The sequence below is a fragment of the Pseudomonas sp. NPDC089758 genome, assembly GCF_044748705.1.
GTDB classification, from domain to species: Bacteria; Pseudomonadota; Gammaproteobacteria; order Pseudomonadales; family Pseudomonadaceae; genus Aquipseudomonas; species Aquipseudomonas putida_X.
In genome coordinates, this window is sequence record NZ_JBIVGN010000029.1 from 1 (window position 1) to 24050 (window position 24050).

Below are 24050 nucleotides of genomic sequence, written 5' to 3' on the forward strand. Positions count from 1 at the left end.
ATCGCATCAAGCTCAGGCTCAATGGCCTGAGCCCTGTGGAGTACAGGACTCGGGCTGCAGCTTAAAGCTGTCCAACTTTTGGGGGGCAGTCCAGGTACCGCGCAGGCTTCGAGCACTGCGCTGTACCTATGGGAGCAATTGTCTTGCTCAACTTCTAAAAGCTGGCGCGATCCCTGTGGGAGCCGGCTTGCCGGCGATGGGGCCCAATGGCTTTTCTCGCTGGTCTCTGCGCGGTGAAATACCCACCGCTTCCCGAATTTCTGTTTCACTGATGGCATCCCCTGCGATCTTGCGAGACAGACAGATGACCGAATGCCCTCAGCGCAGCGCTTTCTCCCACTTCCACCCCATCCTCACCCGCCCCCAAGACAACGACCATAACGGCCACATTGCTGGCGCCACCGTGCATGGCTTCTTCGAAACCGCCATCCAGGCGTTTCTGGTCGAGCAGGCTGAACTCGACCTGCGTGAAGGTGAGCTGGCCGCGTTCGTGGTCAGTTCGGCGGCAGACTTTTTCGCGCTGCCGGGCTTCCCGGATGTGCTGGAGGTGGGTTTGGGCGTAACTCGCCTAGCAGGTAGCACGGTGGAGTTCCGGCTGGCGCTGTATCGCCCGGGCGAGCCCGATGCTTGCGCGGCAGGGGCCGTGGTACAGGTGTTTATCGAGCGCGCCAGCGGTCGGCCGGTACCGTTGCCGCAGGCGCTGCAGGTGACTTTGTCGGGCCTGCAGCTCGCGCCGCAGGCATGAAAAAGCCCCGCGGGTGAGGGCGGGGCTTTTGCTGCCTGAGCAGGGTCTCAGGTATCAGTGGCGCCAATGGCGCTTGTGCTTGCGGTGGCCGTAGTGGCGGCCACGGTCGTAATGACGGCGGTCGTCGTAGCCGCGACGGTAGCGGCGATCGTCGCGGCGCTCGTCATCATCGGCCTTGTTGCCCAGGTAGTTACCGAGCGCGCCACCGGCGCCGCCGCCTGCGGCTGCACCAATGTAGCTGCCGGTGGTACCGCCCACCGAACGACCGACCACGTTACCGCCCGCAGCGCCCAGCGCACCACCGATGGCGGCCTCACCACGCTGACGCTTGTCGGCACCCAGGGCACCGCCGGCCGCACCACCAAGGCCGGCACCAATGGCGCCGCCGGTGCTACCACCGATGGAGTTGCCCACTACGGAGCCGAGTACCCCACCCAATGCGCCGCCAATGCCGGCCTCGGTATTGCCACCGGCCATGGCAACGCCGCTTAGCAAGCTGAAAGACAACAACAAAATCGAGGAGTACTTCTTCATCAAGAGAGCCTCATAAGGATGACGAGGGCGAATTTGCAGTTCATTGAGGCGGCTGGCAACGGAAAACCGACGAGTAGCACGAGTTGTACACAATTTTCTAAGTTACTGATTTTCCGATGAAACTTTATCGTTTTTCATGTGTCTGAGGTAATTGTGACAAAGCCCTGAACCCCTGTGGAACAGGGCTTTTTTCGTTTTTAAACGTGCCGTTCGGTTACACGATTCGCCCGTCGTCGCGCGCCCGCTCCAACTTGATGGCGACGAACTTGGAGGTTGGTGTATGGCTGCCCTGGCCAATGCTTTCCAACGGAATCAGCGGATTCACTTCCGGATAGTACGCCGCCGCTTGCCCAGCCGGGATATCGAAAGGCAGCAGGGTGAAACCCTGCACACGGCGCACATGCGCATCACCCCACAACGAGACGATGTCGACCTTCTGCCCCGGCTGGAAGCCCAGGCGGATGATGTCGGCCTCGTTGACGAACAGCACGTCACGCTGGCCACGCACGCCACGGTAGCGGTCGTCCAGGCCATAGATGGTGGTGTTGTACTGATCGTGCGAGCGCATGGACTGCATGATCAGGTCGGGTACCTGGCCGCTGGCGCGTACCCGCTCGTCGAGCAGGGTGTCCGGCAGCAGGTTGGCCTTGAAGTTGGCGCGGCCGCTGGTGGTCTTCCACTGGCGGCTGGCTGCACTGTTGCCCAGGTAGAAACCGCCTGGGTGGCTCAGGCGCTGGTTGAAGTCGGTAAAGCCTGCAATGGTGTCGCCGATCAAGTCGCGGATACGGTTGTAGTCGGCCACCAGCCAGTGCCAGTCGACCGGGTTTTTGCCCAGGGTGGCGGCGGCGATGCCGGCAACCACTGCCGGCTCCGAGCGCATGTGAGTCGACAGCGGCTTGAGCTGGCCGTTGGAGGCATGGACCATGCTGAAAGAGTCTTCAACGGTGACCGCCTGCGGCCCGTCGGCCTGTAGGTCGATGTCGGTGCGGCCCAGGCACGGCAGAATCAGCGCCTGTTTGCCATGGACCAGGTGGCTACGGTTGAGCTTGGTGCTGATGTGCACGGTCAGCGCGCAGTTGCGCAGGGCCTGTGCGGTACGCTCGGTATCCGGGGTGGCCTGGGCGAAGTTGCCACCCAGCCCGATGAACACCTTGGCGCGGCCGTCGAGCATGGCGTGGATCGCTTCGACGGTATTGTGGCCATTGTGCCGCGGCACCGGGAAATTGAAGCGTTTTTCGATGGCATCGAGCAGCGCCACCGGTGGGCGCTCATTGATACCCATGGTGCGGTCGCCCTGCACGTTGCTGTGGCCACGTACCGGGCACAGCCCTGCGCCAGGCACACCGATGTTACCGCGCAGCATCTGCAGGTTGACGATTTCCTGGATGGTAGGCACCGAGTGGCGGTGCTGCGTGATGCCCATCGCCCAGCACATGATCACCCGCTTGCCGCGGCAGTACATGCGTGCCGCCAGCTCGATGTCCGCAAGCTCCAGGCCGGACTGCTCCTGGATGTGCGCCCACGAGGTGGCGTCTACCGCCGCCAGGTACTCATCGACGCCGTGACCATGCTCGGCGATGAATACGTGATCGAACACCGCCGGCTCACCTTTGGCCTGCGCCTCACGCTCCCATTGCAGCAGGAATTTGGCCATGCCGCGCAGCAGCGCCATGTCGCCGCCCAGCGCCGGGCGGAAGAATGCAGTGTTGGTCGGCCGGTCGCTGTTGGTCAGCATCTCCAGCGGGTTCTGGGGATGCTGGAAACGCTCCAGGCCGCGCTCCTTGAGCGGGTTGATGCACACCACCTGGGCGCCACGCTTCACGGCATCGCGCAGCGGGTCGAGCATGCGCGGGTGGTTGGTGCCGGGGTTCTGGCCCCAGACGAAGATTGCGTCGGCGTGCTCGAAGTCATCGAAGGTGACCGTACCCTTGCCCACACCGATGCTTTGCCCCAAGGCTACGCCGCTGGCCTCGTGGCACATGTTGGAGCAGTCGGGGAAGTTGTTGGTGCCGTATGCACGCACGAACAACTGGTACAGGAACGCCGCTTCGTTGCTGGCCCGCCCGGAGGTATAGAACTCGGCCTGATCGGGGCTTGCCAGGTTGTTCAGCTCACGGGCGATCAAGGCAAAGGCTGCATCCCAGGCGATCGGCTGATAGCGGTCGCTGGCCGGGTCGTAGACCATCGGTTCGGTCAGGCGGCCTTGGTATTCCAGCCAGTAGTCGCTCTGCTCGAGCAGTGCGCTGACGCTGTACCGGGCGAAGAATGCCGCATCGACGCGGCGCTTGGTGGCTTCCCAGTTGACCGCCTTGGCGCCGTTCTCGCAGAACTTGACCATGCCGCTTTCGGGCGAGTCGCCCCAGGCGCAACCGGGGCAGTCGAAGCCGCCATTCTGGTTGGTCTTGAGCAGGGCGCGAAGGTTCTTCAGCGCATTGTCGCTGCCCACCCAGGCCTTGGCCACGCTGCGCAGTGCGCCCCAGCCGCCGGCGGGGCCGTGGTAGGGCTTGTAGCGTGGTGGGGAGGCTGGGGCGTTGTCTGGAAGAGGTTGGTACGAGGTCACGGCTATTACGACTCCGCCGCTGGGCTGTAGACCCGCGGTGCACTGTGTTTGGGCAGGTGAATGAGGTTGAGGTTGTGCTTGCGCGCCCATTGCAGGGCAAGCCCGGTAGGGGCCGAGAGGCTGACCAGGGTCTGGATGCCGGCACGCAGGACTTTCTGGATCAGCTCCAGGCTGCAGCGGCTGGTGACGATGGCCAAGCCACCTGCGGTGGCGATGTCTTGGCGCAGCAGGGCGCCGATCAGCTTGTCCAGCGCGTTGTGGCGGCCAATGTCTTCACGGCCGAGCAGCAACTCGCCTTGGGCGTTCATGAACAATGCCGCATGCACGGCGCCGCAGTGCTGGCCCAGCGGCTGAAACGCATCGATGCGCTCACGCAGGCCCGCCAACCACTGCGCCGGGGGCAATGGCGCGCCCGGCAGCTCGGCAAGCTCTGGTAGCGCTTGCTCCAGGGCTTCGACGCCACACAGGCCACAACCGCTGGTGCCGGCCAGTTGGCGACGCTGGTTTTTCAGGTTCCAGAATGCGCGGCTGGAAATTTCCAGGTCGGCGTACAACGCCGAGCCACTGCCGGAAAGTTTCAGGTCGTAGATGTCTGCGGTGCCTTCGACAATGCCGCTGCCAACGCTGAAACCGACCGCAAAGTCTTCAAGGTCGGTGGGGCTGACGAGCATCACGGCCTGATTGAGGCCGTTGTAGACGATGGCCAGGGCGACTTCTTCGGCCAGCGGTGTGCTGGCCCGCGCAGCGTCGTCGAGCTGGACGTAATCATAGGTGTTGCTGGCGGCAGGCAAGGCCAGAGGCGTCGAGGCCGCGCAGACCGGTGGCTTGCTGTTCATCGGGGCTGGTTGTTCATCGGCGCTGACTACCGGCGGCTTTTTGATAGCACCAGCCTAGGCCTGTGGGCCGGTCACGTCTAATCGCTAGGGTCTATGCCTTGATAGACCGCGTCGATTGGTCGCAGTGGGGCGGGGGAGGAAATCCTGGCCTAGACTCGTGATTCCGAGGTTAACGTCAACATGGAGAACGCAATGAGCCTTTTCAGTTTCGTGAAAGAAGCCGGCGAGAAGTTGATCGACCTACTGACGCCAGGCAATGCCAATGCCGAGGAGCAGTTGAAGAAACATGTGGAGAACGTCGGCCTGGGCAACCCGAACATCACCGCTACGGTAGACGGTGACAAGATCACCCTCAAGGGCGAGGTTGCCAGCCAGGAGGAGAAGGAGAAGATCATCCTTGCGGCCGGTAACATAAGTGGTGTGGCCAGCGTTGACGATCAGATCACTGTAACGGGGCCGGTCGTTAAGGCTGCGCGGTTCATTACCGTTAAAAAGGGTGACACGCTGTCAGCCATTGCCATGGTCGAGTATGGCAACGCCAGCCAGTACCGCAAGATCTTCGAAGCCAACAAGCCGATGCTCCAGCATGAGGACAAGATCTATCCGGGCCAGGTGCTGCGTATTCCGGACTGACAGATCGCTATCGTCTGCCCCGGCCAATCGCCGGCAAGCCGGCTCCCACCAGACGGTGGACTGCCCCCCAGATGTTGGACTCCCATCCAGCTCTGGGGGGCTGCCAGAACACCCACAGCGCTAGATAGCTGTGAAGTACCGGTGCAACCACCTGCCTCCCCCAATTCCTAGAAGCCAACACCATTGCTGTGAAAGCAACTGTCTTACCTCATTGCTAAAAGCTAACACCTTCCTTGTGGGAGCCGGCTTGCCGGCGATTTGGCCCTAAAGACCGACCAGCAACTCCCGGTAATCCTCGACTGCCGCAAACTCCTGGGTATCGCGCGGCGCAGCCTGACTATCGGGCTGGCGCACAGCCAGCAAATGCCCCACGCCAAACCGCCGGGCACTGCGCAGGATGGCCAGGGTGTCGTCGATGAACAGGCTGCGCCCAGGCTCGAACCCGATATCGGCCTGCAACGCGTCCCAGAACTGCGGGCTTTCTTTCGGGTAGCCATAATCATGCGAACTGATCAGCCGCTCGAAATACGGCGCCAGTTCCACCCGCTCCAGCTTCAACGACAGCGAATCACGGTGCGCATTGGTGATCATTACCACGCGCTTGCCTGCCTGGCGGATCGCGGCCAGGAAGGTATCGGCGTCTGGGCGCAGGGCTATCAGGTCGGCGATCTCGCGCTTGAGTTCGCGGATCGGCAAGTTCAGCTCACGGCTCCAGAAGTCGAGGCAGTACCAGTTGAGCGTACCGGCATTGCGCTCGAACAACGGCTGCAGCTCCATCTCAGCCATTGCCCGGCTTACGCCGTGCACCTGTGCGTAGCGCTGGGGCAGGTGCTCCAGCCAGAAGCGGTTGTCGTAATGCAGATCGAGCAGCGTGCCGTCCATATCCAGCAGGACGGTATCGATGGCAGACCAGGGAAGAACAGGCATGGGAAACTCTCGTTCAGTCGGCAAGCCACGGTATAGTAACCCGTTCACGCCAAGGAGCCGCCCCATGCGCCAGAAACCCACCGTTCTCAGCCGCGAGATCGTCGCCAGCAGCCGCTTGTTCCGCGTCGAGGCCGTGCAGTTGCGCTTCAGCAATGGCACCGAGCGTACCTACGAGCGTCTGGTCGGGCGCGGCAATGGCTACGGCGCGGTCATGATCGTGGCCATGCTCGATGCCGAACACGCCGTGTTGGTCGAGGAGTATTGCGGAGGCACGGATGAATACGAAGTGTCCCTGCCCAAAGGCCTGATCGAACCGGGCGAGGATGTGCTGGCCGCGGCTGACCGGGAGCTCAAGGAAGAAGCCGGCTTTGGCGCGCGCCAGCTGGAACATTTGACCGAGCTGTCGCTGTCGCCCGGCTACATGAGCCAGAAGATCCAGGTGGTGCTGGCCACCGACCTTTACGAAGAGCGGCTGGAGGGCGACGAGCCGGAGCCGATGCGGGTCGACAAGGTCAACCTTCGCGAACTCTCGGCGCTGGCCATGCACCCCCAGTTCAGCGAGGGGCGGGCGCTGGCGGCGTTGTACCTGGCGCGCGACCTGCTGATCCAGCGGGGGCTGCTCGAGGTATGAACGACCAGCAACTGATGCATGCAGTGGTGCAACTGGCCGGCCTGGCAGGGCAGGCGATCCTGCCGTTCTGGCGCGCCGACGTCGCGGTGACCAACAAGGCGGATGATTCGCCGGTGACCGCCGCCGACCTGGCCGCACACCGGGTAATCGTCGACGGGCTGCAGGCCCTGGCGCCGCACATCCCGGTGCTGTCCGAGGAGGACTGCAATATCCCGTTGGCCGAGCGCCAGGGCTGGCAGCGCTGGTGGCTGGTCGACCCTTTGGACGGTACCAAGGAGTTCATCGCAGGCAGCGAAGAGTTCACCGTCAATATCGCGCTGATCGAAAACGGCGAAGTGGTGTTTGGCGTGGTTTCGATGCCGACCAGCGGCCGCTGTTACTTCGGTGGCCAAGGCCTGGGCGCCTGGCGGGCCGAGGCCGGCGGCGAGCCCCAGCCGGTCCAGGTGCGTAACGCGCCGCCTGCCGATGGCCGTTTCACCGTGGTCGCCAGCCGGCGCCACTCCAGCCCACAGCAGGAGGCGTTGCTGGCTGGCCTGGGCGCTGCTGTCGGCGAGCTGGAGCTGGCCAATATCGGCAGCTCGCTCAAGTTCTGCCTGCTGGCCGAAGGCAGTGCCGACTGCTACCCGCGACTGGCGCCGACATCGCAGTGGGACACCGCTGCGGCGCAAGGTGTGCTGGAAGGGGCTGGCGGCGAAGTGATTGGCGTGGACGGCCAGCCGTTCTGCTACCCGCCGCGCGAATCCCTGCTCAACCCCTTCTTCCTGGCTTTGCCCGCAGCGGCAAGCTGGCGTCAGGCGCTGATCCAGCTCGCCTCAGCGATGTAACACATACTGCCCGCTGAACCTCACGGCGGGCTCGTCGCTGCCAGCATTGCACACCGTGGTGTCCAGCGTCAGGCGCGCACGGCCGCGGCGCTGATACAGCGTCACGAAGCGCTCCCAGGTTTTTTCGTCCGGTGCGGCGCAGCGTGCCACGGCCGTGCCGGTGACCGGCAGCGGGTAGCTGATCTGCCCCTCCTGAATGACGATATGCCCGTCGTCGATGCCCAGTTCGCGCAGGCGCAGGTGCAGCCAGCCCCAGCCCACCAGAACGGCGGCGCAGTACAGGCTGCCGCCGAACATGGTGCTCTTGTGGTTGACGTTGGCGGCCAGCGGCAGTTGCAGGCGCAGGCTCTGGCCTTGCCAATCGATGACCTGCAGGCCCATTTCACGGGTCAGGGGAATGTCGCTGTGCAGTACGTCCTGCAGGTACTGGCTGTCGCTGTTCATGGGCGGTTGTCCTCTTGGTCGTCGGGCCCGCTGTGGCCACCGTCAAAACTGAGGCCGTGCTTGCGCAGCTTGTCATGCAAGGTTTTACGCGGGATACCGAGGGCCTCGGCCAGGCTGCGCATGGAGCTGTGCGGCTGGCCCAGTTCGGCGGCAATCAACGAACGCTCGAACTGCTCGACCTGTTCGCTGAGGTTGCCCAGCTGATGCGCTGTTGTGGGTGCTGCGGCAGCGGGAGCCTGGTTATCGAGCGCCAGCTCCAGGCCCAGGGCGAAACGCTCGGCGGCGTTTTGCAGTTCGCGCACATTGCCTGGCCAGGTGTGGCGCAGCAGCATGGCCCGGTGCGCCGGCTGCAGGGTTTGCGGTGCCAGGCCGTGACGCTGGCTGGCGGTATCGGCGAAGTGCTGGAACAGCACCAGGATGTCATCCCCACGCTCGCGCAGCGGCGGTATGCGCAGCGGCGCCACGTTCAGGCGGTAATAAAGGTCGGCACGGAAACGGCCCTGGTCGGCAGACTGGCGCAGGTCTTCCTTGGTTGCGGCAATGATGCGGATGTCCAGCGGGATCAGTTGGTTGCCGCCCAGGCGCTCGACCACCCGTTCTTGCAGCAGGCGCAGCAACTTCACCTGCACGTCCAGGCTCATGCTTTCGATTTCGTCGAGGAACAGCGTGCCGCCATTGGCGAACTCGAATTTGCCGATGCGGCGCTTCTGCGCGCCGGTGAAAGCACCGGGCTCATGGCCGAACAGCTCGCTTTCGACCACCGACTCTGCCAGGGCGCCGGCATTGATGGCCACGAATGGCCCCTCGCGGCGGCTGGACAAATCGTGCAGGGCGCGGGCGACCACCTCTTTGCCAGCGCCGGTTTCACCGAGGATGAGCACATCGGCGCGGGTGCCGGCCAGGGCACCGATCTGTTCGCGCAGGCGCTGCATGGCGGGCGATTGGCCGACCAGGCGGGTAGAGAGTTGCTGACGGTCGCTCAAGGCCAGGCGCAGGCTGCGGTTGTCGAGCACCAGCCGGCGCAGGGCCAGGGCGCGGCGCACGCTGTCGAGCAGGGCTTCACTGGCAAACGGTTTTTCAAGGAAGTCGTAGGCGCCGGCACGCATGGCCTGCACTGCCAGGGGCACGTCGCCGTGGCCGGTGATCAGCAACACTGGCAGCTCGTTGTCCCGCCCGTGCAATTGTTCGAGCAGTTGCAGGCCATCGATGCCAGGCATGCGGATATCGCTGACGACCACGCCAGGCCAGTCAGGCTCCAGGCGCTCGGCCAGGCCTTGGGCGTCGCCCAGGGCAACCACCTTCAGCCCCGCCAGGTCGAGGGTTTGGCTCAAGGCCTGGCGCAGGTGTGGGTCGTCGTCGACCAGCAGCACCTGGGCCTGGCTGTCGATCTGTATCTCGGGGGTCATGCCGAGGGGTCCTCCGATGGTTGCAGGTTGGCGCCGGGAGCTGCCACGCGCATTTGCAGGGTGAGCAGGGCGCCGCCTTCCGGGTGGTTGGCCAGCAGCAGTTCACCGCCCAGGGCACGCATCAGGCTTTCGCAGATGGCCAGGCCCAGGCCCAAGCCCTGGGTGCGGGTCTTGGTGGTGAAGAACGGCTCCTTGGCATGCTCAAGGGCCTGCCGGCTGAAGCCCGGGCCATTGTCGCGGATGAACAGGTAGACGTAGTCATCGCGCTTTTCGGCACTGAGCCACAGGCGGCGCGGGTTGGCTTTTTCAGTCAGGGCATCGAGGGCGTTGGCCAGCAGGTTGCCGAGCACCTGGCGCAGGCGGGTTTCCCCGGCCTGCACCCACAGGGTGGCATCGGGCAGGTCACGGATCAGCTCCACGGCCATCGCCCGGCGGCGTTTGGCCAGAAGCGCCAGGGCGTCGTCCAGCGCCGGCTGCAGGGCCACGCTTTCCGGCGCGTGGCGATCACGCCGGGCGAAGGCCCGCAGGTGAGCGATGATCGAGGCCATGCGCCCGGTCAGTTCGCCGATCAGCTTGAGGTTGCCACGGGCATCTTCAGTGCGCTGGTGATCGAGCAGGATCTCGGCGTTTTCCGCGTAACTGCGGATGGCTGCCAAGGGCTGGTTGAGTTCATGGCTGATGCTGGCCGACATGGTACCGAGCACCGACAGCTTGCCCGCCTGCACCAGCTCGTCCTGAGCGCGTACCAGCTCCTGCTGGGCATTCTCGCGCTCCAGTACCGCGCTTTTCAGGCGGTTGTTGAGGCCTTCGAGGTCGGCGGTGCGCTGAGCCACACGATTTTCCAGCTCCTGACGGCCCCGGGCTTCGAAGTCGATGCGGTCGATATAGTGCCGGCGGCGTTGCATCACCAGCCCGGCCAGCAGCATCAGCACCAGCAGTGCGCCGCCACCGATGGCCATGACGGTTTGCACCGAGCGGTCGACCAGCATGCGCGGCGCGAGGATGCTGACCTGCCAGCCGGTCTCCTTGATGTCACGGGTCTGCGCCAGCCAGGCGTTCGGGTTGAGGTCCAGCGGCTGTGGCGCCTGGGTCGGGTAGGGCTGGATGGCGATGATCGCCTGGCGCTCGGCCTCGGTCAGCTCGCGGGTGGCGCGAAAACGCCAGTCGGGCCGGGAGGTGAGGATCACCACACCGTTGTGGTCGGTCAGCAGCAATTGCTCAGGCGTATTGCCCCAGAGCGTCTCGGTGTGGTCCAGGTCGACCTTGATCACCAGTACCCCGACGATGCGTTCACGGTCATGTACTGCAGCGGCAAAAAAGTAGCCGCGCTTGGCCGATGTGGTGCCTTGCCCGAAGAAGCGCCCAAGTTGCCCGGCCATGGCTTCGTTGAAGTACGGGCGGAAGGCGAAGTTACGGCCCACGAAGCTGTCGCGCTTGTCCCAGTTGGAAGCGGCCAGGGTATTGCCGCTGACGTCCATCAGATACATCACCTCGGCACCAGTCTGGTGGGCGATGTCTTTGAGCAGGCGGTTGGCGTTGGTGACCGCTTCGAGCTTGAACGGGTCGGCCAGCACGCCACGCAGCGCCGGCAGTTCGCCAAGAATCTGCGGCAGGGTTTCGTAGCGGTGCAGGGTGCCGAGCAGGTTGGCGACGTAAAGGTCCAGGGTCTGGCGATTCTGCGACGCCAGTTCGTCCTGGTAATAGCGTTCGGCAAGGTGATGCAGCGGCCACAGCAAAGGGGCCAGGCACAGGGCCAACAGGGCCAGGCTGCGCCAGCGGGGACGGCGTGGGTGCGTGGGTTTTGCAATCATCGCGTAAATGCGCCAGAAGAGTCTGGCGCAATTATGCGCTACTTGAGGCAGTCGATCAGCGCCTGCTGCCAGTGTGGTAGCGTCACGCCCCATTCGCGGGCCAGGCGCGAGCAGTCCAGGCGCGAGTTGGCCGGCCGGCGCGCGGGCGTGGGGTAGTCGCTGGAGGGGATCGGCAGCAGCTCGGCGCAGGGCAGGCCACGGGCCTTGAGCTGCTCGCCGATGGCCTGAGCAAAGCCGAACCATGACGTCTGGCCCTGGGCGGTCAGGTGATAAGTGCCCCAGGCTCCGGCCCCGCCGGCCTGCCAGCGTTCGATCAGCAGGCGAGTGCTGTGGGCGATGGTCGTGGCCCAGGTCGGCGCGCCGATCTGGTCGTCGACCACGCGCAGTTGCGGTTTTTCCTGCAGCAGGCGTTGCATGGTCAGCAGGAAGTTGCGCCCATGCAGCGAGTACACCCAGCTGGTACGCAGAATCAGGTGTTCGCCCCCCACGGCAGCGATGGCCTGCTCACCGGCAAGCTTGCTGCGCCCATAGACGCCGAGCGGGTTGGGTACGTCCTGCTCGGTGTAGGGCGTGGCCTTTTCCCCGTCGAACACGTAGTCGGTGGAATAGTGAATCAGTGGTGCGCCAAGGCGCAGCGCTTCTTCGGCAAGCACGCCAGGGGCTTGGCCATTGATCGCGAAGGCGGTGTCTGGCTCGCTTTCGGCCTGGTCCACGGCGGTATAGGCGGCCGCATTGATGATCAGCGCGGGGGCAAGCTGGCGCAGCGGTTCGCGCAAGGCTTCGGGCTGGGCCAGGTCCAGCTGGTCGCGGCCCAGCAGGTGCACCTCGCCCAGGCCGGCCAACTGCGTTTGCAGCGCTTGGGCGACCTGGCCATTGTGGCCACACACGAGCACCCTCATGGGAACAGGTCCGCGTCTGCCAGCAGCGCGCCGGCCTGGTCCTTGGCCGACAGCAGCGGCGCTTCCACGCCCCAGTCGATGGACAGCTGTGGGTCATCCCAGCGGATGCAGCGCTCGGCGGCGGGGTTGTAGTAGTCGGTGGTCTTGTATAGGAAGTCAGCCGACTCGCTCAACACCAGGAAACCGTGGGCGAACCCCGGTGGGATCCAGAATTGGCGGTGGTCTTCGGCACAAAGGCGGGTGGCCACCCAGCGGCCGAATGTCGGTGAGCTGCGGCGGATGTCCACGGCCACATCCAGCACTTCGCCCTGAACGACCCGCACCAGTTTCCCCTGGGGGTTGTCGATCTGGTAGTGCAGCCCGCGGAGCACGCCGCGCTGTGAGCGGGAGTGGTTGTCCTGGACGAAATGGGCGTCAAAGCCTGTCAGCCTGGCAAACTCGCGGGCATTGAAGCTTTCGAAGAAAAAGCCGCGGCTGTCACCGAAGAGCTTGGGCTCGATGATCAGTACGTCGGGAATGTCTGTAGCGATTATGTTCATGGCAATTTTCTGACCAGTGTACTCAGGGGTGGACCGTACCGGCCTCGTTCAATGTAGCCGCGGTGGTGCTTTGCAGCCCGGATTGCCATCATGACCGAGCGTGGACGCACGATCATCATTTCATCACTGCCACTTGTGTATCGGCTTCGGCAGTGGCGAGATAAGCGAAAAGTAAAAGAGGTTCCATCTTCATGCCCCTCAGCACCCTTATCCAGCGTTCCAGCTTGCCAAGCCCTTCGCTCAGCGAAGCCCAGGCGCATGCCTTGCTCCAGGCGCATTACGACCTGGCCGGCAGCCTGTCCCGGCTGGGCAGCCAGCAAGACCTGAACTTGCGGCTGGATACGGGCCAGGAGCGGTTCGTGCTCAAGGTTTGCCACGGCAATTATGCCCGGATGGAACTGGAGGCGCAGCATGCGGCGCTGGCGTACCTGCGCGAGCAAGGCTTGCCGGTACCTGCCGTACGCCCGGCACGTGACGGCCAGTCGTTGTTGGCATTGGACATCGATGGCCAACCGCTGCGCGCCCGCCTGCTCGATTATATAGAGGGGCAGCCGCTGACCCGCCTCAAGCACATGCAGCCGCGGCTGATGGCCGAACTGGGCGCGCTGTGCGCCCGGGTCGACAAAGCCTTGGCCGATTTCGACCACCCAGGCCTGGTGCGCACCCTGCAATGGGACCCGCAGCACGCCCGGGCGCTGATCGAGCATTTGTTGCCAGTGCTGCAGGATGCCGGGAAGCGCGCCCGCGTGGAACAGGCCACGCGCCTGGCCGCCGCAAACCTGGCACCGCTGGCGGACGCCTTGCCGAGCCAGGCCGTGCACCTGGACATCACCGATGACAATGCCGTCTGGGCCCGCGATGAGCAGCGCCAGTGGCAACTGCAGGGCATCATCGATTTCGGTGACCTGGTGCGTACCTGGCGCATCGCCGACCTGTCGGTTACCTGCGCGGCCCTGCTGCACCACGCCGAAGGTGACCCGCTGCGCATCCTGCCGGCGGTGAGCGCCTACCAGGCCCTCAACCCGCTGAGCGAAGCCGAGTTGCGCGCCCTGTGGCCGCTGGTGCTCAACCGCGCGGCCGTGTTGGTACTCAGCAGTGAGCAACAACTGGCCGTGGACCCCGACAACCAGTACATCCGGGACAACATCGCCCATGAGTGGGAGATCTTCGATACTGCCACCGCCGTGCCTTTTGCCCTGATGGAAGCGGCCATTTTGCAGGCCGCCGGCATCGAACCGAGCCGACCGGACCTGACCGATTGCACCCTGTTGCTGCCGAACCTAGCGCTCGAGGCAGTAACCCGCGTCGACCTGGGCGTGCTCAGCCCCCTCTGCGAAGCGGGTAACTGGGAGCAGCCTGGCTTCGATCAGCGTCAACTGACGGCGCAGCCCGCGCCTGCCTGCAGCCTGCATGGCCAGTATCGTCTGTCGCAAACCCACATCGACCGCCCCGATGAACCGGCCACCTGCGCCCTGGGCGTCGAACTGCATGTGCCCAACGGCAGCGAGGTACAGGCACCGCAGGCCGGGACGTGGCAGCGCCATGGCGATGGCCGTGGCTGCTTGCGCACGGCGCAGTGGGCCTTGTGGCTCAGTGGCCTGGAAGATACGCCCGCAGACGGCCAGGCCGTGGCCAAGGGGCAGGCGCTGGGCACCAGCTGTGGTTTTCTCAGTGTGCAGCTGTGCCTGGATGTCAGCATCCAGCCGCCACTGTTCGCTGCACCGTCCCAGGCTGCCGCCTGGCTGGCGCTGTGCCCCTCGCCTGCAGCGTTGCTGGGCTTCGATTGCGATGCCGAGCCGCTGGCCGACCCGCAGGCATTGCTGGCCCGCCGTGACGCCAGCTTCGCCCGCTCGCAGAAGCACTACTATGCACAGCCACCCCACATCGAGCGCGGCTGGCGCAACTACCTGATCGACATGCAAGGCCGCTCCTACCTCGACATGCTCAACAACGTCGCGGTACTGGGCCATGGCCACCCTCGCATGGTGGGCGAGTCGGCACGGCAATGGTCGTTGCTCAATACCAACTCGCGCTTCCATTACGCGGCCATTGCCGAGTTTTCCGAACGGCTGCTCAAGCTGGCGCCGGCGGGCTTTGACCGAGTGTTCCTGGTCAACAGTGGTACCGAGGCCAACGACCTGGCCATCCGCCTGGCCTGGGCCTACAGCGGCGGGCGCGACCTGCTCAGCGTGCTGGAGGCCTACCATGGCTGGTCGGTAGCCACCGATGCCATTTCCACCTCCATCGCCGACAACCCGCAAGCCCTGGAAACCCGGCCCGACTGGGTACACCCGGTCGAGGCGCCGAATACCTTCCGTGGCCGCTACCGCGGCGCAGACAGTGCCGGTGACTACCTGCGTGACGTCGATGCCAAGCTCGCCGACCTCGATGCCCGTGGCCGTCAGCTGGCCGGCATGATCTGCGAACCGGTTTATGGCAACGCCGGTGGCATCTCGCTGCCGGCGGGTTACCTGAAAGAGGCCTATGCCAAGGTCCGTGCCCGCGGCGGTGTGTGCATCGCCGATGAAGTGCAGGTGGGCTATGGCCGCCTGGGCGAGTACTTCTGGGGCTTCGAGGAGCAGGGTGTGGTGCCCGACATCATCACCATGGCCAAGGGTATGGGCAATGGCCAGCCACTGGGAGCGGTGATCACCCGGCGCGAGATTGCCGAGGCGCTGGAGGCGCAGGGCTACTTCTTCTCCTCGGCAGGCGGCAGCCCGGTGAGTTGCCGTATCGGCATGGCGGTGCTGGACGTGATGGACGAGGAGGGCTTGTGGCAGAACACCCGTGAAACCGGGCGTTATTTCAAAGCGCGCCTGCAAACGTTGGTCGATAAACATCCGCTTGCTGGTGCCGTCCATGGTTCGGGCTTCTACCTGGGGCTGGAGCTGGTGCGTGATCGCCAGACCCTGGAGCCGGCCACCGAAGAAACCATGATGCTGTGCGACCGCCTGCGTGACCTTGGGATCTTCATGCAGCCGACCGGCGATTACCTGAACATCCTCAAGATCAAACCGCCGATGTGCACCACGCGGGCCAGCGTGGACTACTTTGTAAACAGTGTGGACCGCATCCTGTCCGAAGAGCTGTAAGCATCAGTGATGCCGCTCACGTCGATTGTTATCGGCTTGGGCGGCATTTTTATTAGCCGTTCGGCTGTTTCAGGCTTTTAATGCCGATATATATCGGTTATAAAATCGCCATCCACATTGACCATCGGCCTAGGGCCTTTGCAGAGGTTACCCATGAAAACCCTCAACTCCACCCCCCGCGCCGACGGTTTCCACATGCCCGCCGAATGGGCGCCGCAAAGCCAGGTATGGATGGTCTGGCCCGAGCGTTCGGACAACTGGCGCCTGGGCGGCAAGCCTGCCCAGGCTGCCCACGTCACCCTGGCCAAGGCCATCGCCCGCTTCGAGCCAGTGACCGTTGCCGTTTCTGCCGGGCAGTACGAAAACGCTCGCCGTCAGCTCGACCTGCCCAACATCCGTGTGGTGGAAATCAGCAACGACGACGCCTGGGTGCGTGATACCGGCCCGACCTTCGTCATCAACGATGCGGGCGAAGTGCGCGGTGTGGATTGGGGCTTCAACGCCTGGGGCGGCTTCGACGGCGGCCTGTACGCGCCATGGAACCGCGATGAGGAGCTGGCAGCCAAGGTGCTGGAGATGGAGCGTTGCCAGCGCTACCAGACCGAAGGCTTCGTGCTGGAGGGCGGCTCGATCCATGTGGACGGCGAGGGCACGCTGATCACGACCGAAGAGTGCCTGCTCAACCGCAACCGCAACCCGCACCTGAACCGCGAGCAGATCGAAGAGATCCTGCGTGAGCACCTGGCGGTAGAGACCATCGTCTGGCTGCCCGATGGCCTGTACAACGACGAAACCGACGGCCACGTCGACAACTTCTGCTGTTACGTCAGCCCAGGCGAAGTGTTACTGGCCTGGACCGATGATTCCAACGACCCCAACTATGCGCGCTGCCATGCCGCCTATGAGGTGCTGAAAAACAGCCGCGATGCCAAAGGCCGCGAGTTTGTGGTGCACAAGATGCCCATTCCCGGGCCGCTGTTCGCTACTGAGGAAGAGTGTGCCGGTGTCGACCACGTGGCCGGTAGCCAGGAGCGAGACCCATCGGTACGCCTGGCCGGGTCTTACGTGAACTTCCTGATCGTCAACGGCGGCATCATCGCGCCAAGCTTCAATGACCCGGCAGATGCCCAGGCCAGAGCCATTCTGGCCAAGGTTTTCCCGGACCACGAGGTGGTGATGATCCCCGGGCGTGAACTGCTGCTGGGGGGTGGCAACATCCACTGCCTGACACAGCAGCAACCGGCGCCGGTCAAGCGCTGACGCAACGCTTCCGAAAAAGCCCGTCGCCTGACGGGTTTTTTTTCGGCCGCGACGTGCGGCATGTCGGTATGGCATATGTTTTGTATTGTTTTCAGAGGGTTAACTCGCAGTACGGTCACTCCGTTCTGTAACAATCAAGCCGTAGATTAGCCGCTCACGGGGTAAGGAGTACGTGTAGACATGAACGCAGCAAGTGAGACGGCTTTGCGCCCATTGGCAGTAAACCACCAAGCGCTGAAGACCTTGGCACATTGGTTGAAACACCATGGAAGCAATCGGGTCAGGACGACCGACCCACGACGTTTGCTGGTTGGCCGCTATCCGCAGGGCCTGATCAGCGATGCGGAGCTGGAAGCGCTGCTGGGCGTGTGGCACTGAACAGGGCAGGAGCCCAAACCACCCTCTAGAAACGCCACCGCACTCGCGGTGGCGTTTTCATTTCTGCCGGGCCAAGGCCTGCCTGCAATACCAGAAGCTGCACCTGAGCGCGCCACTGAAGGCGCCGGGCTGAGCCTTCATTTCAGAATTGCCCTACGCAATAAAGCGACCTATCCCACCAGAGATAAATTGCCCGCCGATAGCGCGATCGTGCATGGAATTGCCCTGCTCGATGGCCTTATTTTGGTTATATCGTTCTGCATTTCACGAATTTTTGACATTTGTAATCGCACGCGGCTAGGATTCGGCCAACGCCTGCTGGCCATGACCTGGCCATGCTGCTGCACAAGGCCCGCCACACGACCACTGGCGGGCCTTATCAGTTCGGATCCGCATAGCGTCGAACCTACGAAGGGGCGTTGGTTCCTGGCGTCATATTGCAGAGCGTTTTTGATTACGAAACAAGGAAAACAAGATGTTGAAAACCAGGATCAGCCTGGTCGCTTTGGCGATGATCGCCGCGACCCAGGCCCAGGCCAACGAGCAGGCCGAAAGCAAAGGCTTCATCGAAGACAGCCACGCAAACATTCTTCTGCGTAACGCGTACATGGACCGTGACAAGAAACACGGCACCAAGGACCAGAGCGAGTGGGGCCAGGCGTTCATCGGCAACTTCTCCTCCGGCTTCACCCAGGGCACCGTGGGCGTAGGCGTTGACGCGTTCGGCCTGTATGCCGTGCGCCTGGACGGCGGCAAAGGCCGTAACGGCGCTGCCGGCGTCGACTTCTTCAAGGCCAGTGACACTGCGCCGGCAAACTCGCCGCACAACCTGGCGCGTGCCGGTGCCGCGATCAAGTTCCGCGTATCCAACACTGTACTGAAGTACGGTGACATGATGCCTGCGCTGCCAGTGCTGCAGTACGACGACAGCCGTCTGCTGCCAGAGAGCTACACCGGTACCTTCATCACCTCCAAGGAGATCGAAGGCCTGGAACTGAATGCCGGCCACTTCACCCAGGAGGCGCGCAAGAGTGCCGAGGGTCGTGACAGCGGCCACCTGAAGTCGATTGATGTGTTCGGTGGCAGCTACAAGTTCACCGACAACTTCACGGCCTCTGCCTACACGTCCAACATCGAAGACGTGATGAAGAAGCACTACCTGGGCCTGAACTACGTCTTCCCGATCGCGGCAGACCAGTCCCTGACCCTGGACTTCAATGGCTACAAGTCGGACATCAACAGCAAGTACGTGCAGAAAGCCGACCTGACTGGCGACGACAACACCATCTGGAGCCTGGCGGCCACCTACGCGTTCGGCCCGCACTCGGTGACCCTGGCGCACCAGCGCAGCACAGGCAGCACTGGCTACAACTATGGCTGGTACCAGGACCGCGGTGGCGTGGGTGACGGTGGTTCGACCATCTACCTGGCCAACTCCTACTGGTCTGACTTCAACGCCGAAGACGAGCGTTCCTGGCAGGTTGCCTACGGTCTGGACTTTGGCGCCTACGGCGTTCCGGGGCTGACCTACAAGATCGCTTACGTGCGTGGTGACAACATCAACACCCACGGCTACGGCGAAGGCAAGGAGCGTGAAATCTTCAACCAGCTTCGCTACGTGGTTCAAGACGGCCCGGCCAAAGACCTGTCGGTCAAGCTGCGCGGCTCCTGGCTGCGCACGTCGGAAAGCGTTCGCCAGAACGGTTACTTCGACGACGGCAACGAAGTCCGCGTCTTCGTCGAGTACCCGATCAGCATCTTCTGATACTGACCTGGCTTAGGGCTGCCCTGCAGCCCATTCGCCGGCAAACCGGCCTCCCCAGATCCAAGTGGGAGCCGGCTTGCCGGCGATGAGGCCGGCACAGATGCACGGCATTCTGCCCCATAAGCAGGCTCTCCTTCCTTCTCGAGCCATTTTTGCTACAGCCACTGGTCTCGATCAGCAGCCCATGTTGCTCAGGATCGGAGTGTTGCGCCGTACTGCCTGATAACTATGGCGCAGGTCGTTCAAGCCAACCCGGCTGACCAGGGCGGTGATCACCGTCAGCGGCCAAAGCTACGATGAATTCCACCACCTCCCCGGACAGGTTCCGCATCGGCGGGCCTATTTAAGGAGAGCTGGCAAATGTCACTGGTGTGAAGCGCTATGGCGCGCTGCCAACTTGTCATACCCATTGGGTAGCCGGTGAGCGTCCACAAAATGACGGGTCTGCAGTTCAAGGACCATACTCATCAGGTGTCCCACAGGTTCAGCCACGCCCCATGCGACGGCAACCTTGTCGTATCGATTGAGTTGCTGCGCCTTTGCCAGCAGCCTTTCGTTCACGTTGCGCGACAGACATTGCCATTTGGCGACCAGTTTCTTCATCTGATCGGCCCGCTCCGGTTTCATGCAGGGGAATCGGCGAAGCCGATCCACCAGATACATCAGTCGACGCTTCCTGACGGGAGCGAGCCCAGGCGTTTTAAGGCGGTCTTCCAAGGCTTCATGCATATCTTCGTTTTTGTACCAAAACAAAAGCGCGAAGGTTTCTGCAACGGCCCTATCAACCTTCTCCAAAGGCATTTTGGTCGCTTGCACGACCAGGTAATCCAGTTCTTGACGGACGCGCTGGTCGTGAACCGGCACATCTGGCGATGCAAACGCCCAGAGCTTTCCAAGCCGGCTATCGGGCTGAACGGTATCCAACGCCTTGGATACTGGCGTTTCCTTCAGGCTGGAAGCCTGAGGGCTACAGCCTTTGTCAGGGGGTACGGTCTTGCTCTCGCGCTTCATCGAGGATCAGCCTCAGACAGCTGGTTACGGTGCCTTTGTCACAGGGGTAGTAATCAATTGCTTCCCTAGCAAGCCTACCAAAATCATCAAGGTCAAGCTTGCCAGCCCTGATGAGCAGATGGATGTCTTCCTGGTCGCGCTCAGTAAACCGCCCCAGTTTGGAAATGGCTAGATCGATGGGATGTGCGATGAAAACCTGCATTGGAGAGGTTTCGTGCCCCGGTAGAGGGATGGCACGATCCTCATAGTCTTCATGGAGAGGGCATAGGGAATTGTTGAAGTGCTGATCAAACACTACAGATAGGTCAAGACCATCCTGTTCGTAGTCTTCGGGCGCAGCGTAAACTGCCATGATTTCTTCCTTTAGCAGATGCTCACTGGCAATCACCTCTGCATCGATATCTGCGCTGCCTCGTGCATTCGTCAGTATGTGCAGAGCACACCCCCCAAATACATAGATCCTCACAGTCCCTGGATCCCTACCGTCGAGCAAAGGCAAAGCCCGATTGAAAAGCAAGCAGACCGCCTTCGCCAGTGGCGTATTGAGATGCAACATGGAGCAGCTCCTATGGCTTGATAAGACCAAGTCTACTGAAGCAAGGCAGCTGTCAGGCATGATTGTGAAGGCTTGATACAAAGGTCCTAGCGTTGGTCGCGGCCAATCAGGCCGTTTTGTTGACGGGCTGGATGAAATGGCATCGATGAAATGTCCCCGCCTGCGGGCTGTTAGGCTCGGCCCGGCGCACGGCTGGGGCTGACTTTTACCAATGGTCAGCGATTCGACTCGGATATGAGTGACGCGCTAGGCGTGTTTCCAGGCTTGGCACCGCATGCCAAGCGTGAGGCGTTCCAAAGTGCTAGTTAGGTGACGGGGGCTGGTCGGTGGAATGGCCTGGCCCTGGATGTTCAGATCGGTGCAGACACCTTGGTGCTGGACGCCCTCGCCCAGACGGCGCCGGATGAAATCAAGAGGATTTTCATCCTCTGGGGGCCTGAGGCATCGGATGATGCTCGACCAAGCTGCCGAAGCACTGCACGTCAGCGCACGTCGCATCAGCCGATGTAGCAGTGCTCGAGAAGCGATGCCGCGCACATTAGCGTTGGTCTGTTTGTGCATGAAAACACTGGGGCAGCCTTTTATGAAACTGCGAATGGTGCGGCACCAGGAGTCGAATAAATAGATAACTATTTGATTATATTGAATATTTTACTGTTGCTCACATGATTCTATCACTTTAAATACCCTTTTGGGCAGGCTCTAAGCCAGCTTCTACTGTCGTTAGGATTTAGATATGTATTACTTAGTTTTAGTGGGTATATTTATCATGGCTTTGGCTTCACTCAGAATAGAGCCGTGGGCCAGTTTGCAATTTACTGCAGTACTGGCCGGCTAAAAGTTAATTTTGCGAACGGGCTTTCCACTCTGCCGGAATCAAAGCGTTAGATTCTCGGAATTCAGGCAGCACATGCACATGTTTCAAGTCTTTGAACACGTCGACTGGCACATGCTCGAGTATGATCATCTGGAATTCCGTTTTATGCTTCGATTTCATGCGGTTTATGAAATTGTCTAACATCACGAAAGCTTTACTAACTCGAGCTGCATCAGAGCTTTTTAGATGAATGTCATCTTTAACCTTTTCCTCACCGTAGTATGGGCGGCTAGGTTGGTCTATAAAAAGAAAGCTTGGTACAAAGCGAGAACTATTGGCTGCAGAAGCTTCATGCAAAGCAAGGAACAAAATCAAATGCATGAACATATGGTTGGAGCTGCTGCCGACGTTTTCGATAAGTGAAGACTGAGGCTTTCTAAGCTGTAAAACATTGTGTTTAAAGCTGAACGCCGGGTGCCAAGTAATATAGTTGTCCATGACGAAATCGGCCTCTACCAGCAAGGCTTGTGCAATATCATCTATTTGACGATTGACGTTTTGTCGGACCTCGGCTACGTCATATACATTGATCTCGTCAGCTAACTCCTGCAAATCGGTGATTTTACCGCTGTAGCTTTCTCTGTCATCGCTTGAGACTTCATGGTATGACTCTAGCTTGGCTTCTATTCTTCCTATAAATCTTGCGTGATCAATTGCTGTTTCAAAAGATTTGGTCTGTTGTGGTAGGGAGTCGATGACTTTTTGGTGTTCTTTTTTCTCAGCTTCTAAGCTTCTGAGCATAGTTGCCACTTGTGTGTCCACGGGTTGCTTGGTGGCGGTGGCTAACTTTAGCGCTCGTAAATCAGCATTTAAACCGTTCATCAAATCATCAAAAATTTCCGTTTTGATTAACTGGTCTGCTTGGTTTAACAACGTTTCTAGTGGTTTTAAGCTGTCGAGCGTAACCTTAAGTGTCGCTTTGTATTGTTTATGCTCATCAGTGAACTCTCGTAGCTTTCGCATTTTTCGATTGAGTTCAAACATTTTTGCTTTAGCGTCGGCATAGCGTTTCGCGTCTTGACCAGATGCCTCTGGCGAAGGACAGCTATCTACAATGCTTTTCAAGAAGTTTATATCGACAACTTTTGGGACTTTATCTATTAAGCCATACTCGGCGGCAGTAGCCGCGATCTTTCTCGCTTCACCCTCGAACAAACTCTTTCCATTTGAGAGTTTGTCCTTCTTTTTCTCTAGATTTTCAATTTGTCGTAGTATGTCCTTTTTTCGTTCCCGAGCCCCGATATTGTCAAGGGTGTCGATACCTAGGCTGAGGTCAAGAACTTGAGGAAGAGCTACGCGATATCGGTCTTTTTGCTGGTTGTCAAAATACACTTCGCTGTTTGTAATGGTGTTTTCCGATATGGTGTTCATTAGCATGAAATACCGGAATGACATCTGGGTACCCTGCTTGAGACCACGGCCTCCCCAAAGCACAACGCTACTATCTAATCCAAATTCCGCTTGAAGTATAGCTTTGATATCATCACTTTTTGCATTTGCCTCAGGAACTATAGGAAGTGCGCCAATGCCGGAAAAATAGAGTTGGTCAGATACGGTTTGAGCAGTTGGGCTTTTCCTAGCAATCACCAGCGTCTTGTCGTTAATATAGAACTGGAGGCCATACCATGCGACGTTGTCATTGATGACATCGTGAGGGAGTTTGTGTTCGCTAGACAGAAGGCAATAGTCAATAATATGCAGAAGAGAGGTTTTGCCGCGACTGCTGCCACCTGTCAGAACGTTGATCTTGCCGCGCTCAAAATCAACGTCGCGTATTTCTCCGTATTTAGACCATAGGCGAATCTTATCAATTCCAAATTTCACAATTGCACCCGTAAATTTAAATATAGTTCTTCTTCGGAAGACTTGAGAAGGAGGGATATTTCTTTAGAGGCGCTTGAGATAAGTTCTGCGCGCTTTCCAAGGATCGAGCTTGTCTCAAATTTTTTAATTTGTGAGATATTACCATAGTAAGATATAAGGCCCAGTGCATGTAAGATCTGCAGGCCGTTAATTGTATGGGTTAAACTGGCATGGTAACGTTGGTTAAAGTTGTGTACGAAGTCGGGCCTCACGGCAGACAATGAGGAGATTTCCCGTGAGCGAGTATTGCCATTTGCTAAATATTTTATGGTTGGGGTATGCATTACAATAGGCATTATGAGTAATGCTTTAGAAAGACTGAGGCAATGGCAATGGTTTAGAGTCATGCCGATGGCCAACGCTGCGTAACCGATCCATGAACCCCACCTACCACAAGGTGGAAGCCAAGGTTACCGTGGCATCTCTGGCGAACAGTTCCATGGCAGCAGCGCTTCGTAG

General features: G+C 60.8%; 21 protein-coding genes and 1 pseudogene. 9 read left to right on the forward strand and 13 right to left on the reverse strand.

The window, feature by feature from the left end; all coding sequences use genetic code 11:
* The first annotated feature begins 304 nt into the window (after positions 1-304).
* Complete coding sequence (locus tag ACIPZH_RS25265) at positions 305-745, forward strand: acyl-CoA thioesterase (RefSeq protein WP_400638273.1); 441 nt, start codon at positions 305-307, stop codon at positions 743-745.
* A 54-nt stretch (positions 746-799) separates the two neighbouring features.
* Here the strand turns inward: ACIPZH_RS25265 and ACIPZH_RS25270 are convergent, their stop codons facing one another.
* The 3 genes from ACIPZH_RS25270 to fdhD form a co-directional block, all read right to left on the reverse strand.
* Positions 800-1279 (reverse strand): glycine zipper domain-containing protein, encoded by a 480-nt coding sequence (locus ACIPZH_RS25270; protein WP_400629476.1) that lies wholly within the window; start codon positions 1277-1279, stop codon positions 800-802.
* 214 nt (positions 1280-1493) lie between these two features.
* On the reverse strand, positions 1494-3839 hold the full coding sequence (locus ACIPZH_RS25275) for an FdhF/YdeP family oxidoreductase (protein WP_400638274.1): 2346 nt from the start codon (positions 3837-3839) through the stop codon (positions 1494-1496).
* A gap of 5 nt (positions 3840-3844) precedes the next feature.
* Positions 3845-4675 carry a formate dehydrogenase accessory sulfurtransferase FdhD gene (gene fdhD, locus ACIPZH_RS25280; RefSeq protein ID WP_400638276.1) on the reverse strand — a complete coding sequence of 277 codons (831 nt, stop codon included), beginning with the start codon at positions 4673-4675 and terminating at the stop codon, positions 3845-3847.
* Between the two features lie 192 nt (positions 4676-4867).
* Between fdhD and lysM the strand changes: the two genes are divergently transcribed.
* On the forward strand, positions 4868-5308 hold the full coding sequence (gene lysM / locus ACIPZH_RS25285; RefSeq protein WP_400638278.1) for a peptidoglycan-binding protein LysM: 441 nt from the start codon (positions 4868-4870) through the stop codon (positions 5306-5308).
* A gap of 264 nt (positions 5309-5572) precedes the next feature.
* Here lysM and yrfG read toward each other — a convergent pair whose 3' ends face one another.
* Positions 5573-6235, reverse strand: coding sequence for a GMP/IMP nucleotidase (gene yrfG / locus ACIPZH_RS25290; protein ID WP_012316708.1), 663 nt, complete (start codon positions 6233-6235; stop codon positions 5573-5575).
* 64 nt (positions 6236-6299) lie between these two features.
* Between yrfG and nudE the strand changes: the two genes are divergently transcribed.
* Positions 6300-6866, forward strand: a complete 567-nt coding sequence (nudE, locus tag ACIPZH_RS25295; protein WP_241805538.1) for an ADP compounds hydrolase NudE — start codon at positions 6300-6302, stop codon at positions 6864-6866.
* Positions 6863-7690, forward strand: a complete 828-nt coding sequence (gene cysQ, locus ACIPZH_RS25300) for a 3'(2'),5'-bisphosphate nucleotidase CysQ (RefSeq protein ID WP_400638280.1) — start codon at positions 6863-6865, stop codon at positions 7688-7690. The genes nudE and cysQ overlap by 4 nt, the downstream gene beginning before the upstream one ends.
* Here the strand turns inward: cysQ and ACIPZH_RS25305 are convergent.
* Genes ACIPZH_RS25305 through rfbC form a run of 5 tightly spaced genes read right to left on the reverse strand, consistent with a single transcriptional unit; the run spans position 7679 to position 12789 of the window.
* Entirely contained in the window at positions 7679-8134 is a 456-nt protein-coding gene (locus ACIPZH_RS25305) for a YiiD C-terminal domain-containing protein (RefSeq protein WP_241805544.1), read from the reverse strand. The genes cysQ and ACIPZH_RS25305 overlap by 12 nt on opposite strands.
* Positions 8131-9540 carry a sigma-54-dependent transcriptional regulator gene (locus ACIPZH_RS25310; protein WP_400638282.1) on the reverse strand — a complete coding sequence of 470 codons (1410 nt, stop codon included), beginning with the start codon at positions 9538-9540 and terminating at the stop codon, positions 8131-8133. The genes ACIPZH_RS25305 and ACIPZH_RS25310 overlap by 4 nt, the downstream gene beginning before the upstream one ends.
* On the reverse strand, positions 9537-11351 hold the full coding sequence (locus ACIPZH_RS25315) for an ATP-binding protein (protein ID WP_400638283.1): 1815 nt from the start codon (positions 11349-11351) through the stop codon (positions 9537-9539). Before ACIPZH_RS25315 ends, ACIPZH_RS25310 begins: the two co-directional genes overlap by 4 nt.
* A 38-nt stretch (positions 11352-11389) precedes the next feature.
* Positions 11390-12250: a dTDP-4-dehydrorhamnose reductase gene (rfbD, locus tag ACIPZH_RS25320; protein ID WP_400638285.1), complete on the reverse strand. Its 861-nt coding sequence runs from the start codon at positions 12248-12250 to the stop codon at positions 11390-11392.
* Positions 12247-12789, reverse strand: a complete 543-nt coding sequence (gene rfbC, locus ACIPZH_RS25325; RefSeq protein ID WP_400638286.1) for a dTDP-4-dehydrorhamnose 3,5-epimerase — start codon at positions 12787-12789, stop codon at positions 12247-12249. Before rfbC ends, rfbD begins: the two co-directional genes overlap by 4 nt.
* A 191-nt stretch (positions 12790-12980) precedes the next feature.
* Between rfbC and ACIPZH_RS25330 the strand changes: the two genes are divergently transcribed.
* The 4 genes from ACIPZH_RS25330 (at position 12981) to ACIPZH_RS25345 (ending at position 19284) form a co-directional block, all read left to right on the forward strand.
* Entirely contained in the window at positions 12981-15881 is a 2901-nt protein-coding gene (locus tag ACIPZH_RS25330) for an aminotransferase (RefSeq protein ID WP_400638288.1), read from the forward strand.
* A 153-nt stretch (positions 15882-16034) separates the two neighbouring features.
* Positions 16035-17141 carry an agmatine deiminase gene (aguA, locus tag ACIPZH_RS25335; protein WP_400629459.1) on the forward strand — a complete coding sequence of 369 codons (1107 nt, stop codon included), beginning with the start codon at positions 16035-16037 and terminating at the stop codon, positions 17139-17141.
* A 180-nt stretch (positions 17142-17321) separates the two neighbouring features.
* Positions 17322-17519, forward strand: coding sequence for a hypothetical protein (locus ACIPZH_RS25340; protein ID WP_241805553.1), 198 nt, complete (start codon positions 17322-17324; stop codon positions 17517-17519).
* 475 nt (positions 17520-17994) lie between these two features.
* The gene (locus ACIPZH_RS25345; RefSeq protein ID WP_267819426.1) at positions 17995-19284 is read left to right on the forward strand and encodes an OprD family porin; all 1290 of its coding nucleotides are present in this window, start codon (positions 17995-17997) and stop codon (positions 19282-19284) included.
* A gap of 363 nt (positions 19285-19647) precedes the next feature.
* Here the strand turns inward: ACIPZH_RS25345 and ACIPZH_RS25350 are convergent, their stop codons facing one another.
* Positions 19648-20295 carry a hypothetical protein gene (locus tag ACIPZH_RS25350; RefSeq protein WP_400638289.1) on the reverse strand — a complete coding sequence of 216 codons (648 nt, stop codon included), beginning with the start codon at positions 20293-20295 and terminating at the stop codon, positions 19648-19650.
* Complete coding sequence (locus tag ACIPZH_RS25355) at positions 20264-20851, reverse strand: DUF6036 family nucleotidyltransferase (RefSeq protein ID WP_400638290.1); 588 nt, start codon at positions 20849-20851, stop codon at positions 20264-20266. Before ACIPZH_RS25355 ends, ACIPZH_RS25350 begins: the two co-directional genes overlap by 32 nt.
* 136 nt (positions 20852-20987) lie before the next feature.
* On the opposite strand from ACIPZH_RS25355, the pseudogene ACIPZH_RS25360 reads away from it, so the two are divergent.
* Positions 20988-21476 (forward strand): annotated as a pseudogene (locus ACIPZH_RS25360) (DUF2442 domain-containing protein).
* Positions 21477-21692: 216 nt separating this feature from the next.
* Here the strand turns inward: ACIPZH_RS25360 and ACIPZH_RS25365 are convergent.
* Both ACIPZH_RS25365 and ACIPZH_RS25370 read right to left on the reverse strand, forming a co-directional pair.
* On the reverse strand, positions 21693-23552 hold the full coding sequence (locus tag ACIPZH_RS25365) for a DUF3732 domain-containing protein (protein WP_400638292.1): 1860 nt from the start codon (positions 23550-23552) through the stop codon (positions 21693-21695).
* Positions 23549-23938: a three component ABC system middle component gene (locus ACIPZH_RS25370; RefSeq protein WP_400638293.1), complete on the reverse strand. Its 390-nt coding sequence runs from the start codon at positions 23936-23938 to the stop codon at positions 23549-23551. The genes ACIPZH_RS25365 and ACIPZH_RS25370 overlap by 4 nt, the downstream gene beginning before the upstream one ends.
* Positions 23939-24050 lie beyond the last annotated feature (112 nt).

Bases quoted from the DNA above. Each gene is read 5' to 3' on its own strand.
- rfbC (WP_400638286.1), bottom strand. From the start codon at position 12,789: ATGAACATAATCGCTACAGACATTCCCGACGTACTGATCATCGAGCCC.
- ACIPZH_RS25345 (WP_267819426.1), top strand. From the start codon at position 17,995: ATGTTGAAAACCAGGATCAGCCTGGTCGCTTTGGCGATGATCGCCGCG.
- ACIPZH_RS25350 (WP_400638289.1), bottom strand. From the start codon at position 20,295: ATGAAGCGCGAGAGCAAGACCGTACCCCCTGACAAAGGCTGTAGCCCT.
- nudE (WP_241805538.1), top strand. From the start codon at position 6,300: ATGCGCCAGAAACCCACCGTTCTCAGCCGCGAGATCGTCGCCAGCAGC.
- aguA (WP_400629459.1), top strand. From the start codon at position 16,035: ATGAAAACCCTCAACTCCACCCCCCGCGCCGACGGTTTCCACATGCCC.
- ACIPZH_RS25355 (WP_400638290.1), bottom strand. From the start codon at position 20,851: ATGTTGCATCTCAATACGCCACTGGCGAAGGCGGTCTGCTTGCTTTTC.
- ACIPZH_RS25315 (WP_400638283.1), bottom strand. From the start codon at position 11,351: ATGATTGCAAAACCCACGCACCCACGCCGTCCCCGCTGGCGCAGCCTG.
- ACIPZH_RS25265 (WP_400638273.1), top strand. From the start codon at position 305: ATGACCGAATGCCCTCAGCGCAGCGCTTTCTCCCACTTCCACCCCATC.
- ACIPZH_RS25305 (WP_241805544.1), bottom strand. From the start codon at position 8,134: ATGAACAGCGACAGCCAGTACCTGCAGGACGTACTGCACAGCGACATT.
- rfbD (WP_400638285.1), bottom strand. From the start codon at position 12,250: ATGAGGGTGCTCGTGTGTGGCCACAATGGCCAGGTCGCCCAAGCGCTG.
- lysM (WP_400638278.1), top strand. From the start codon at position 4,868: ATGAGCCTTTTCAGTTTCGTGAAAGAAGCCGGCGAGAAGTTGATCGAC.
- ACIPZH_RS25370 (WP_400638293.1), bottom strand. From the start codon at position 23,938: ATGACTCTAAACCATTGCCATTGCCTCAGTCTTTCTAAAGCATTACTC.
- cysQ (WP_400638280.1), top strand. From the start codon at position 6,863: ATGAACGACCAGCAACTGATGCATGCAGTGGTGCAACTGGCCGGCCTG.
- ACIPZH_RS25330 (WP_400638288.1), top strand. From the start codon at position 12,981: ATGCCCCTCAGCACCCTTATCCAGCGTTCCAGCTTGCCAAGCCCTTCG.
- fdhD (WP_400638276.1), bottom strand. From the start codon at position 4,675: ATGAACAGCAAGCCACCGGTCTGCGCGGCCTCGACGCCTCTGGCCTTG.
- ACIPZH_RS25340 (WP_241805553.1), top strand. From the start codon at position 17,322: ATGAACGCAGCAAGTGAGACGGCTTTGCGCCCATTGGCAGTAAACCAC.
- ACIPZH_RS25270 (WP_400629476.1), bottom strand. From the start codon at position 1,279: ATGAAGAAGTACTCCTCGATTTTGTTGTTGTCTTTCAGCTTGCTAAGC.
- ACIPZH_RS25310 (WP_400638282.1), bottom strand. From the start codon at position 9,540: ATGACCCCCGAGATACAGATCGACAGCCAGGCCCAGGTGCTGCTGGTC.
- yrfG (WP_012316708.1), bottom strand. From the start codon at position 6,235: ATGCCTGTTCTTCCCTGGTCTGCCATCGATACCGTCCTGCTGGATATG.